The 13,015-nt window shown below is 49.4% G+C and carries 11 protein-coding genes; 6 read left to right on the top strand and 5 right to left on the bottom strand.

Features of this window, described 5'->3' with window-relative positions:
- The first annotated feature begins 243 nt into the window (after positions 1–243).
- The 4 genes from J2Y43_RS15710 (at position 244) to J2Y43_RS15695 (ending at position 6,416) form a co-directional block, all read left to right on the top strand.
- On the top strand, positions 244–1,449 hold the full coding sequence (locus tag J2Y43_RS15710) for a DUF4856 domain-containing protein (protein ID WP_309984308.1): 1,206 nt from the start codon (positions 244–246) through the stop codon (positions 1,447–1,449).
- 85 nt (positions 1,450–1,534) lie between these two features.
- Positions 1,535–2,659: an imelysin family protein gene (locus J2Y43_RS15705; protein WP_309984306.1), complete on the top strand. Its 1,125-nt coding sequence runs from the start codon at positions 1,535–1,537 to the stop codon at positions 2,657–2,659.
- A 6-nt stretch (positions 2,660–2,665) separates the two neighbouring features.
- On the top strand, positions 2,666–4,015 hold the full coding sequence (locus J2Y43_RS15700) for an HTTM domain-containing protein (protein ID WP_309984304.1): 1,350 nt from the start codon (positions 2,666–2,668) through the stop codon (positions 4,013–4,015).
- Positions 3,996–6,416: a TonB-dependent receptor domain-containing protein gene (locus J2Y43_RS15695; RefSeq protein ID WP_309984302.1), complete on the top strand. Its 2,421-nt coding sequence runs from the start codon at positions 3,996–3,998 to the stop codon at positions 6,414–6,416. The genes J2Y43_RS15700 and J2Y43_RS15695 overlap by 20 nt, the downstream gene beginning before the upstream one ends.
- A gap of 2 nt (positions 6,417–6,418) precedes the next feature.
- Here the strand turns inward: J2Y43_RS15695 and J2Y43_RS15690 are convergent, their stop codons facing one another.
- The 4 genes from J2Y43_RS15690 to J2Y43_RS15675 are packed head-to-tail and all read right to left on the bottom strand — an operon-like array spanning position 6,419 to position 8,862.
- Positions 6,419–6,805: a VOC family protein gene (locus J2Y43_RS15690; protein WP_309984300.1), complete on the bottom strand. Its 387-nt coding sequence runs from the start codon at positions 6,803–6,805 to the stop codon at positions 6,419–6,421.
- A gap of 36 nt (positions 6,806–6,841) precedes the next feature.
- Positions 6,842–7,537, bottom strand: a complete 696-nt coding sequence (locus J2Y43_RS15685) for a hypothetical protein (protein WP_309984298.1) — start codon at positions 7,535–7,537, stop codon at positions 6,842–6,844.
- Positions 7,534–8,298: a hypothetical protein gene (locus tag J2Y43_RS15680; RefSeq protein WP_309984296.1), complete on the bottom strand. Its 765-nt coding sequence runs from the start codon at positions 8,296–8,298 to the stop codon at positions 7,534–7,536. Before J2Y43_RS15680 ends, J2Y43_RS15685 begins: the two co-directional genes overlap by 4 nt.
- A gap of 24 nt (positions 8,299–8,322) precedes the next feature.
- Positions 8,323–8,862, bottom strand: a complete 540-nt coding sequence (locus J2Y43_RS15675; protein WP_309984294.1) for a hypothetical protein — start codon at positions 8,860–8,862, stop codon at positions 8,323–8,325.
- A 163-nt stretch (positions 8,863–9,025) separates the two neighbouring features.
- Here J2Y43_RS15675 and J2Y43_RS15670 point away from each other — a divergent pair, with 163 nt between their 5' ends.
- Both J2Y43_RS15670 and J2Y43_RS15665 read left to right on the top strand, forming a co-directional pair.
- Positions 9,026–10,015 (top strand): c-type cytochrome, encoded by a 990-nt coding sequence (locus J2Y43_RS15670; RefSeq protein WP_309984292.1) that lies wholly within the window; start codon positions 9,026–9,028, stop codon positions 10,013–10,015.
- Positions 10,016–11,069: 1,054 nt separating this feature from the next.
- Entirely contained in the window at positions 11,070–11,786 is a 717-nt protein-coding gene (locus tag J2Y43_RS15665) for a response regulator (protein WP_309984290.1), read from the top strand.
- 89 nt (positions 11,787–11,875) lie between these two features.
- On the opposite strand, the gene J2Y43_RS15660 is transcribed toward J2Y43_RS15665, so the two are convergent.
- Positions 11,876–13,015: T9SS type A sorting domain-containing protein (locus J2Y43_RS15660; RefSeq protein ID WP_309984287.1), on the bottom strand; the 1,140-nt coding region annotated here is incomplete at its 5' end.

The following is a 13,015-nucleotide window of genomic DNA, read 5'->3' as shown; positions in this document are numbered from 1 at the left end:
CATAAAATAAAATGTGCGGTTATGGACATATTTTGTCCGGTAATGGACTAGACGCGTAGCTTCGACTATAAAGTTCCTTTTCCACGCCACGGTCCGTTTTACCCTTCGATCCAAAAATCTTTTTTCACACTCTTTCTTATATAATTTGTTCCAATTCTAAATAATGCATATGTTTGCCGGGATTTATAATTGATCTAAATAAACCACCTGGTTACATCCCCAACAAAAACGCTTACTGGATAAATGCTACACTACAATTTCAAGTTGCGGGCTATATTGTTCGCTTCTGTCGCTGCATTCGGACTTGTTTCCTGCTCAGATGACGAGGAGCCAACACCTCCCGCGCAACAAGACCTTCGCACCAAGATCGACTACGCGAAAGTTACAGCCACTACGCCCTATAAAAGCCTTTTCATCGACACCAAAGGCGATACAACTGCTGATCTGAAATCAGGTACCGACCGTTACCGGATGTTCCAGGCATTGAACTACTACATCGGTGGCGCAGTGCGCGACTCGGCAACGCTGGATGCCGCTGTCATGAAAAATCTGTTTGCGAATAGTGGTAACCCGTTCAAGGATATTAAATCAGGAGCAGTTGTGGTGAATGGTGCCGACCTGAATGCATCCGGCGTGCAACTTCGCAACGTGACCGCTTCATCAAAAGCATCGGCAGAAGCGGAGGCTAACCGCACAGCACTTGAAGGCTATTTTGGCGAGATGGCAGAAGCCAGCAAGGCAGTGAAGGTAAAAGCCGCAAAAGGTGTGGCCGGTAAATTGGGCAACTACTTGGTTACGTCCAAAGGTATTGAAATGGGCCAGATCATCCAGAAAGGCCTCATCGGTGCGTTGCAGCTCGATTATATCAGCAATGTACTGCTTGACAAAGGATTGGAAGCAGATAACAAAGCACTGGTTTCAGGCAAAAAATACACTGCATTGGAACACAACTGGGATGAAGCGTTCGGCTTGCTTACCCCCAACCCGATCCTGCTCGAAGGGGCAACGGACGGTGTAAAGGGCGCAAAAGCAACCGAGCAGTTTCTAGGTTCGTACCTTTGGGAATACAACAAGGACGACTATGCGAAAGTCCATACTGCATTTCTCAGAGGCCGCGTTGCGATTGTAAACAACGATAAAACCGAGCTGAAAACACAGGCGACCTTCATCCGCACAGCGCTGGAAAAGGCCATCGCGAAAGCTGCCAACGGCTACCTTGGCAAATGGAAAACAGGCACCGACGACGCTGCACGTGCGCATGCTATCGGAGAAGGCCTTGGCTTTATTTACTCGCTGCGTTACTGCGCGATCAATGGTGCGGATTCCAATTACTCCGATGGTATCCTGTTGGGGCTGATCGGCCCGACTTCGCCCAATGGGTTCTGGGATCTGACCAATGACAAGATTAACGCGGCTTCGGAGGCCATTACCAAGAAATTCAAGCTGTAACAGCACATATTACCTGTTTTCAAGTGGGTGGATCGGCATTTTGCCGGTCCACCATTTGTCGTTTTAAATCTAACCTCTGATAAGAATGAAAAAGTACTTCGCGCTCCTGCTGACAATGCTTTTCCTAGGCTGTTCGGGCGGAAGCGATAAGCCCGATCCACAGCCTACGGACGAAGGAAAAGACCGGTCGGTGATGCTCAAAGCCCTTGCCGAAAATGTGATCGTTCCTTCCTACGACCAGTTCAAAACCAAATTTGACCTGATGGCGGCAAAGTCCAAAGCATTTACGGCTAAGCCCGATGCGCAAACTTTGACCGAATTCCGCGCCGCGTGGGCGGATGCTTATGTAGCATGGGAGCGCGTAGAATTATTCGATTTCGGTCCGGGGGAAAAACAGGCGATCCGCAACTTTTTCAATATCTATCCCGCCAGCGAGGCAGGCATTGCCGCCAATATCGCCGACCCGGCATCAAACCTTGAAGTACCAGCATCCTACCCTACCCAGGGTTTTCCCGCGCTCGATTACCTCGTCAACGGCCTTGGAGCCAACGATGCCGCCATTCTTGCTCAATACACCACTGACAAGGACGCAGCCAAGAAACTCGCTTACATTACCCGTGTTGTCACCCGTATGGAATCGCTGCTGGGTAAGGTCATTGGCGACTGGAAAGGCGAGTACCTCAACACATTTATCAGCAAAACCGGCCTTGACATCGGCTCATCGACCTCGCTGATGGTCAATGCTACTGTGCTGCATTATGAACGCTACATCCGCTCGGGCAAGTTCGGGATTCCTTCGGGCGCTATGGCCAGCGGTATTCCGGCAGCCGAGAAAGTGGAGGCTTTTTATAAAAAAGACATTTCCAAAGCTCTCGCCCAAACGGCACACAAGGCCTACGTCGATTTTTTCAATGGAAGACACGCTGTTACAGCAGAAGCCGGCCCTGGACTTAAAACCTACCTGGATGCCTTGGGCGCCAAAGACAGTAGTACAGGCAAATTGCTGAGCGAGACGATCAACACACAATTCCAGGCAGCAACGGCCAGGCTCGACGCATTGAAACCCAATTTGTATGAGGAGGTTAAAACCAATAACCAGGTGATGAAAGACACGTACAACGAAATGCAAAAGGCCGTACGGATGCTGAAAGTGGATATGAGCTCCGCCATGAGCATCACCATTACCTATACCGACAACGACGGGGACTAGTACACTATGCGGGCATATCTGCAAAAATACACCTCGGCGGCTCCCCTGGCCGTATTCAGAGCCATTTTCGGATTGCTGCTGCTGATCAGCACAGTCCGTTTTGTTGCTTTGGGGTGGGTCAAAGAGCTGTATATCAGCCCGCAGTTCTTTTTTTCTTTTTATGGTTTGGGCTTTGTCAAACCGCTTGGCGAATGGACTTACCTTGTTTTCGCGGTGTGCGGCATTTCGGCACTGCTGCTGGCCATCGGCTGGTACTACCGGCTGGCGTCCGTCGCGCTTTTCCTAAGCTTCACCTACATCGAGCTTATGGACAAAAGCACGTATCTGAACCATTACTATTTTGTGAGCCTGATTTGCTTTATGCTCATCTTCCTGCCTGCCCATACGATGTTTTCCGTTGATGCGCGCCATAATGAAGCCGCACGCGCCGGAGAGATCCCGGCCTGGTGCATCGACTGCATTCGCGTGCTCGTTTGCATGTTGTACTTCTATGCCGGCATCGCCAAGCTCAACAGCGACTGGCTTTTTGAAGCATTGCCATTGAAAATATGGTTGCCCGCCAAAAACGACACCCTGCTGATCGGCGAGCTATTCAATCATAGTGAAACGGCCTATATTTTCAGCTGGATAGGCTGCATTTATGATCTGAGCATCGGGTTTCTGCTCTGGAACCGCCGCACCAGGCCGTTTGCCTACTTATCGGTCGTAGTGTTCCATTTGCTTACTTCGCTGCTTTTCCCGATCGGCATGTTTCCCTATATCATGATCGTCACTGCGCTCATATTTTTCCCGGCTGCATTTCATCAGAAGCTCATCAGCTATGCCGGAAGTCTGCTGCAACTACCACCGGTCGCTACAAAGCCCGCGGGACGTTACCGGTTTCCGGCATTGGTGCTACCGGCGGTGCAGGCAGTTTTCGTAGTGTTTTTTGTATTCCAAATCTTTTTCCCGTTCCGGTACCTGCTTTATCCTGATGAGCTCTTCTGGACTGAGGAAGGTTACCGGTTCTCATGGAGAGTTATGTTGATGGAGAAAGCGGGATATACCCAGTTTACCGTCACGGACGCTAATGGAAAACGACAGACGGTCAACAACAATGATTTTCTCACGCGCTTGCAGGAAAAAATGATGTCGACCCAACCCGATATGATCCTGCAATACGCGCATATGCTTCGCGACTATTACGCGGCACGCGGCTTCGTACAGCCACATGTATACGTGGATTCGTACGTAGCCCTGAACGGGCGCACAGGCAAGCCATTAATTGCACCCGATGTGGACCTGGCTCAGCAATGCGACTCGTTCCAACACAAATCCTGGATTACCCCATCTAACAATGAAATTAAAGGTCTTTAAATTTTTACCCCTCCTGCTGCTGATCAGTAGCATTACCATGGCCCAAACCCGGCTGTCGGGACACATTTTTTCCAAATCCGACAGCGCTGCCATCAAAGGCTGCACCATCTTTCTGAATGAAAACCTGACGGCCGTCACCGACGAGGAAGGCCAATTTGTTTTCGAATCTGTCCCGAACGGAAACTACACGCTGCAAACGACGCTATCGGGTTACCGTATCGAGAAAAAGCAATTCCATGCCCGCGGGAAGGACCTATATTTCAAGCTCTACCTGGCCTCCTCCGAGCAAAATCTCGATGAGCTCACCGTGAGGGAAAAAGCCGCTGACTTCGGGTTCTCCCGACTTCGCGGCGTGGAGAGTATGGGTATTTATGAAGGAAAAAAATCAGAAGTGATTACGCCCGAACAGCTGGTAGCTAATTTATCGACCAACAATGCAAGGCAGGTTTATTCGCGTGTGGCCGGGCTCAATATCTGGGAAAACGAGGGCGGTGGTTTGCAGCTCAATATCGGCGGTCGGGGCCTGGATCCGAACCGGACGGCCAATTTCAATGTGCGCCAGAACGGCCACGACATCAGCGCCGATGCTCTGGGCTACCCCGAAAGCTACTATACGCCCCCTATCGAGGCCGTTGGTAAGATCCAGATCGTACGTGGAGCGGCCTCGCTCCAATATGGCACGCAGTTCGGTGGGCTGATCAATTTTGTTATGAGAAAACCGGTTCAAGACAAGAAGATCGAGGTGGTGGCAAGGCAGAGCGTGGGTTCATTCGGATTTTACAATGCTTTTACCAGCGCGAGCGGGACTGTGGGAAAGTTGAGCTACTACACCTTTTTCCAATACAAAAGAGCCGACGGCTGGCGTGCAAACTCGCGTTTTAACAACTATACTTTTTATACCGACCTGGATTACAAGATTTCCGATAAGACTACAATCGGCCTCGATGTCACACATATGCATTACCTGGCCAAGCAGCCTGGCGGGCTTTCGGATGCGATGTTTGCTGACGATCCCCGCCAAACCAACCGCGAACGCAACTGGTTTAATGTTAACTGGAATATGGCTGCCGTGCATTTCGATCACCGTTTTAATGCGGGCAACGAGTTTAACCTGCGCATTTTCGGACTGGCCGCCAACCGCTATTCGCTCGGTTTCAGGCCCAATCGCGTGGCGACCATCGACGACAATAGTGAACGTGATCTTATCAAAGGCGATTTCACCAACTGGGGTGCCGAGGCCCGCTATCTGAAAAGGTACTCGGTTGCCAAGAAAATGTCGGTATTACTGCTGGGCGGACGCTATTATTATGGCTACAACCACAACTTGCAGGGACTGGGCAGCAAAGGGAAGGACGCTGACTTTACGTTCGTAGAGCCAGACAGGTTTGTTACCTACGACTACCGCTTCCCCAATCGCAACGTGGCCCTTTTTGCAGAAAATATCTTTTATCTCAACGACAAGCTATCGATTACGCCCGGCCTGCGTTTTGAATACATTAAAACGACTGCCGATGGCTACTATGGCAACATCGCACGCGACCTGGCAGGTAATGTGATAAACATCTCACGGACGGACGAGTACCGTACCAACGGCCGCCATTTCCTGCTAGCCGGCATCGGAGTTGGCTATAAGCCCCTCGAAAAGGTTGAGCTCTATGGCAACATCTCTCAAAACTACCGCTCGATTACCTTCAGCGATATGCGCATTGCCAACCCTTCCTCGGTCATCGACCCGAATTTAAAGGACGAGAAAGGCTACTCGATCGACCTTGGCGTGCGTAGTCATCAGACCTCGCTGTTCAATTATGATGTGAGCCTGTTCTATTTGAACTATGATAACCGGATCGGTGAGGTGCAGTTCTATGACGAAAGTAACCGTGTGCTGCGCCTGAGAAGCAATGTCGGTCAGGCGATTATCATGGGGATTGAATCTTATGCGGAGGCTGATTTCCTTCGGCTCGCAAGGCCGGAGCAGTCCGATTGGAGCGGTGTTCTGTTCGGGAACTTTGCATTCATTAAATCGGAATACAAACACAGCGAAATCCCGGGTGTGCAGGGGAATCAGGTAGAATTTGTCCCTAAAATCAACCTGAAAACCGGTTTGCGGATAGGCTATAAAAAGTTGAAAGGTTCATTTCAGCTCACGCATCTTACCAACCAGTTCTCCGAGGCCACCAACGCCGTGGACGGCGGTGTGTCGTCGGTAGTAGGACTTATCCCTGCCTACAAAATCATGGATGTGAGCTTGTCCTATGAATGGAAGCGGTTCCGGTTGGAGGGCAGCGTCAACAACCTGACTGACCAGATGTATTTTACCCGCCGGGCGACAGGCTATCCCGGTCCGGGTATCCTGCCATCCGACGGGCGGGGTTTGTACCTGACATTGCAGGTCAAAATCTAAGATTACGCAACCGGCGCTGAATGCAGGGCGATGCGGTTACCTTCCGAGTCGATGAATGCGGCCATATAGCCGTATTCGGGGCTAATCTGTGTTTTGGGAACGATTACTCTGCCGCCGGCATCTGCTACGCGGTCCAGCACGACCTGCACATCCGGATTCGCATTGAGATAAATCAATGGTCCTTCGGTGGTGGAAGGTTTGTGGAACCCACCGCTATATACGAGCGCCCCGCCTACCCCGGTTGCCATGTTGTCCACGGGGAACATGCGCATTTTGAGGTTCGGAGTGTCGAGCGGAAAGAATTTGATCTGAAAAATCGATTCGTAGAACGCGGTGGCGCGATCAAGGTCGGTGGTTGGTATTTCAAACCAGCTGATGGCATTATCCATGGTTGTCCGATGTTTAGGGATTGGATGGTAATGTAGTCAATCCCTTCGATATTTGCCTAAAACAATGCCCAAATGGAAGCCCATTACCGCGCTGGGAACAAAGTCGTTTCTTCTGGGACTAACATATTCCCAATGGTCATAAACGCTGCGGATTTCCGAATCAGCTATGCCCGATGAATGGGATGTGGCAAAAATATGTCGGAAGCCAACGCCGGTAAAAACGTCGAATACAAACCGGCCGGGGGTGATAAACTGCCATCCGAATCGCGCATGCCCTGCGACGACATTCTTATCAATCCTTACCTGTTGGTTCTGAAAAAAACTACATGGCCCCCATGGTGAATCACAATCCTTGCCCATCCATTGGCTTTCGCGATAGACTACTTTCTTAAACAATACCTCCGGACCCGTGTAAGCGCGCATCCTGCGTCTCTCCATAAAATACCATCTAAAATGCGTCCGGCTTTTGAAAATCTCCTTATCGGGCCGCCGGCTATCATTGTGGTACCAGCCATTGAACGAGGAGTTTCCATAGCCTAAATCCTGCTGCAATGCAAAATTCCCTTTATCCAAAGGTATTTCGACTCCGAATTGAATGGTGTTGTCGAAATCAAACATCGGAAGCGGCGAGTATTTGACGATCACATGCCGTTTGGCAGTCTCCACATCGAACTGGGCAAAGCTGTAAGTTGAAGACAGGAAAGCAAAAATCGTAAACAGTGTGCTTTTCATAAAACGGGGATCTTGCTGAGGTATTCAAGGCTGTCAGATTCGCCGTATTTGTATTGATAGAGCCCCCCCTTGCCGGTGACGATCAGTTGGTTGTTCCCTACGATCACATCGTAGGCAGGGACTTCATGGAAGAAATACTTTTGAATCGGAACCTTAGGGTCACTGATATCCATCATCCGAAAGCCCTTGTCGCCCTCACATACAAACAGCTTATTACCCGACACGCCCAATCCGTAAGGCGAATCCATACGATGGCTACCCACTAATTGTGGCTTGGCTGGATCGCTGATATCGACCACATCCAGCGAGCTGAACGCGGTACCAGTCCGGCACGTCACACCGGCGCGCAAAGTCACGTAGGCATAGCGCCCCTGCACTACCACCGGATCGCAGGAAAACACGTGGGTGTATTTAGACAATAAAACAGGGGCATTGGGTTTGGTATTGTCATAAATGTACATGCCGTCCATCGCTCCGATGAACAGGTTCTTCTGATAGGGAAAAATCGTTTCGATGCCGAAGCCCATGTTCTTGGTTACTGCTTTGGTTGGATTTGCGGCGTCATTGATATCGTAAACTTCGAGCGATTGTTTTGAGACGATATACAACGAGTTCTCGGCAATAGCGAACCTGGCCATAGAGCCGCCCGCTCCCGTCTGCGGGCTAGGCCCCGAGTCTGACTTACTGTCGCATGCATTCAGCAGCAGCATCAGGCCGATCGCCGCCAGCCCGAGGAATAAAAGGGGTATCAACTTTTTCATAGCTAAATCAATATCTTTCAGTGATTACCGGTAACATTTGGGTTGCTTGGCCATATCCACCTTTTCCCAATCCACTACAACGCCCTTTTTCTCGTCGGCGCATTCGAAATAGATGCCCTGCAATGGCGGGTAGTTATGAACCGGAATGGCATTGGGAATACTTTTTACAACTTTCGGCACCTTAGGATTGGCAATGTCTATCACCAGCAGGTTGGAGAAGTTATCGGCATACAGCCAGTTGTCTTTCACGGCAATGTCGTAATTGCCCAGGATCGATACAAACGAGAGGTTTTCAGGCTTTTTGGGGTCGGTATTATCGATGATATGAATGCCCTTCCCGAGCTCGTTAATGAACAGATACCGGTCGAATGTATAAATTTTTCCCGGCGTTTTGAGTGCCTGGGCCGCCTGGACCTCCACTTTGGATATCTCATCGGGATTTTTGTAGACCGGCCGGTAGCCCGTGCCGTCGAATTTCACATTGCCGACAAAGGGTTCTGAGTCCCTGGGATAACATGAGAGCATCAGCAATATCAGGCAGCTTGCAAGCAAAGTTCTTTTCATGGCAATAGCTGGTTGAATTTTGCATTTTAGACACCATGTTGCATTTAAACGTTGCAAGCGCCCACCTCAACTTTCGCTAAATAACTAAGTATTTGAGCTTTATGGGAATTGTCGTACCTTATGTTCAATCCTGATATTCACCATCTTCTGTCACCCCTCTGTTATGAAAAAGCTCTTTAAAATCGTGGGCATTCTCCTTGTGGTGCTCATTCTGGCCGCTGCGGCCGCTGCTACCTATGTAAAAACTGCCCTTCCGGATGTCGGCGAAGCTCCCGTACTTTCGGTGGAAAGAACTCCGGAACGGATTGAACGCGGGAAGTACCTTGCCAATCACGTCGCCGTATGCGTGGACTGCCACAGTACCCGTGACTGGACGTTGTTTTCGGCTCCGCTGGCTGCCGGCAATTTCGGCGGTGGGGGCGAGCTGTTCAGCCGCGATATGGGTTTTCCCGGTGTGTTTTATGCCAGAAACATCACTCCGTATGGAATCGGTAAATGGACCGACGGCGAGGTGTTCCGCGCCATCACCACCGGTACAAGCAGGGATGGCCGGGCGCTGTTCCCGATTATGCCCTACCGGAACTACGGCCAGCTCGACGAGGAGGATATTTACAGCCTTATCTCCTACGTACGTACCCTGGCGCCCGTAAAACACGACATAGCACCTCCCCAGTACGACTTTCCGGTCAATATCCTGATCAACACAATGCCTGCGAAAGCCAATCTTACCAAACGCCCGTCGGAGACCGATCAAATCGCATACGGACGCTATATGGCCACCGCGGCCAGCTGCGTCGAGTGCCATAGCAAGCGCGAGAAGGGCGAAAAAGTAGCGGGAACGGAATTCGGAGGCGGTATGGAGTTTATCATGCCCAACGGCATTACCACCTCGGCAAACATTTCACCCGATAAAGTCAACGGCATCGGAACCTGGACGGCCGATGCGTTCGTACAGCGCTTCAAACCCTATGCCGATTCCAGCTACAAACCTTATAAGCCGGCTCCGAATGAAATGAATACACCTATGCCCTGGACAATGTACGCCGGCATGAAGGAAAGTGACCTGAGAGCGATTTTCGCGTATTTGCAAAGCGTGAAGCCGCAGAGCAACAAGGTGGTTAAATTCCGGCCGAAACTGGCCAGTGCAGACTAAAAACAAAAACGGGGATCTGCATTGCGCAAGATCCCCTTCATTATATCGTTGAGTAAAATCGAAAGCAAAATAGTAACCTAATTCGAAGGTCAATACTAATTCCTTTGACATTCTACAACATAATTACCTACCGGTTAGAGCTGTAAAAGTCTTTCAAAACGCCTCCACACCTGCAATTCATTAGAATTATTTACTCGTAGAATTAGTATTACTCACCTACTCTATCTCATAATAAATAACCGGTTACAAATACTACATTGTCACACCTGGCCGCTTAGTCTCCCCGTCAACCTGCGTATATATAGTGACGTGCCGATTTGTATTTTTCCAATTGAGCCTAACCTACCCCTATCGTATTCAATATCAAGCGGTCATACATAAACAACTCGGATTCAATTCATTGTAACACCCCGGAATACAGGTCATGGCAAAAATTAAACTATCTTATTTATTAATATAACTATTTAAATAATTAGTCTAATTAAAACGATATACGTCGATCTGAGATTTGTGATAGTAAACTTTGTTGCATAGTTTCAGGTTCATTATTCTACGCGGGCATGAAGTCCCAGCTCATTTCACGCACTAAAATCCGGCCTTGGCTTTCTGGATTCTGAAAACGATCGGAGATCGTTTATCTTAGAATCGCCTAGTGAGGCGTAGTCATGAAGTAAATTTTATTCAACGTTAATTATAGAAAGATGTTACCAGCAACAATTCTCGCAAGCGGCCTACGCGGCCACGCGTCCCAGCCGATCATACAACGATCATCAGCCACCGCCGCATTGATTAACCCGTCAATCCGGGGAGAAGCACATTGCCAGCGCTGATCGCCCAGCAGATCCCGTTTATTTTTCACCGTATCACACCAGAAAGCTGCTGCCCGACAGGTAGCCGGTAGATCTCTATAACGGATGTCACCCGGCAGACTTTGCTTGGCTTCGAGTGGGCATGGATTCACCTGCCCTTTGGTTGGAACGCTCTCTATCAAACCCTATTAACTAACCATTTGATAAGCAGTGCAAAGCACGGCCTATCAACAATCCCTCCAATAATGAGAATAGCACTAATTGATAGCCATCAGATCTTCACCGAAGCCCTCAGAATGAATCTGATCAACTCGCTGCCCGCCATAGAATCGATCGAACATTACAGCTCGATCCAGGCTTTTACCGCGGAGAGCCGTGATACACTTCCAAGTCTTGTGATCACCGAACTTTGCTTTAACGGCAAATACGACAAAGGCGTGGACGCCATCTTCCGCCTTACTGACAACAGCACCAAAATAATCGTGTTGACCTCCCTGAATGACGACTGGCTGATCAGAAGTTACATGCGGCTGGGTGCTAAGGCATTTCTGACCAAAACTTGCTTGTCCCAGGAGCTTTTTACGGCAATTGCCCAGGTCCAGAAAGGTAATTTGTTTCTCTCGGAAGATGTTCAGAACATACTCTCGGCCGGCATAGCCACCGGGGCGCCATCTGTGGATTACCTGTCGAGTATCGAACGCGCCATCCTGGAAGCATTATCAAGGGAAGAGCCGCCGAAAGCGATCGCTACTCAGCTAAAAATATCGATGATCGAGCTCAAATATCACCGCAGGATGCTGATGGAGCGGTTTAACATGAAGCATTTTGCAGATTTAATTGATCTGACTAGAAAGCCCGGGTTTCTTAAATCAGAAACGGCCGATAATAGGCCCGATACCGGCACGCGCGGAGGGAAACCTGTTATCAGATTTCCACATAAGGAGGTTGCTATGCGTGTTTGATTTGTTGAACGATAATTTAGCCCTTGTTGGTCACATTATAACTTTGCAATCAACAAGGGCTATTCTGTTTTCAAACAACTCGATAGAGCTTACTTGACCAAAACCAATCGTCTCGATTTCGTTTTCGAACCTCTTTCCAACTTCACAATATAAATTCCGGAGGGGAATTCACGAAGGTCAATCTGTTGTTTAGCTAGGTAATCCTTCTCCAAGAGCTGCATTTCCCATACAGTGCGACCAACCAAATTCACAACGGACAGCTTTGAGACGCCCGTGATCTGACCGAAACGTGCTGTCACTATGCCGGAAGTTGGGTTGGGGAACAAGGTAAAGTCCTCCCTATGTTCTTCACGATCGGGCTGGATTTCAAGTGACTCAATCAGCGAATCTATTTCTCCACCTTGTCTGGCCGAGGAGCTACAAGAAACGGTCAAAGGCGAATTTGGAAGAACAAACGAGTTCCCCTTCACTCTGATATTCAGCGTATGAGACTTTCCATCTTTTAAAGTTGCAGGCAACGTAATTTTGAAACCATAATTACCAGTTCCTATACCCGCTGTCTTCAAGTTTTCTTTGTAAATATTAGCCACTGCACTCGCATGAACTACGTTACCCTCCATCAACTCGACCGTAACAGAACTTGTAGGCGAGTTCTTGTCCCACACCCAACCACTTACGGAATTACAGTCGGCTTGCTCAAATTTGCCCTGATATTCGTTTACAGGACAACTCAACGGCTTCAGGGCGCTTAACAGCACCGTAGTTCCTTTGACTCTAAGGCCCAACTGATGCGTCAACCCGTCTTTCAGGGCTGCCGGCGTTGCAATCCGGAAGCCGTAGTTGCCAGTTCCGATTCCTTGCGTCTTCAAGCTCTCCTGGTACAAATTGGCCAGTACCGTGGCATATACCGTGTTACCTTCCACCACTTCCAGCGTTTGGGCATTGTTTGGGAAATTGCGATCCCACGCCCAACCCATTATCACAGCGCAGTCCGCATATTCCAGTTTTCCCTGGTACTGGTTAACCGCACAAGTAATCGTTTTCGAAGGCCCTATTATCGTGCTGCTTCCTTTTACCCGTAGGCGCAGCACATGTGGCTTACCATCTTTCAACGCGGCAGGAAGGGCCACATTAAAGCCGTAGTTGCCGGTACCGATGCCCGCCGCTTTCAGGTTGTCCTTATATAAATTCGCTACGAAGCTGGCGTGAACGACACTGTCTTCCATCAG

Origin of the sequence: Dyadobacter sp. BE31 (assembly GCF_031457695.1) — a bacterium.
Taxonomy (GTDB): domain Bacteria; phylum Bacteroidota; class Bacteroidia; order Cytophagales; family Spirosomataceae; genus Dyadobacter.
Note: the sequence above shows the minus strand (reverse complement) of the source record. Positions and strands in the feature narration are given on the sequence as shown.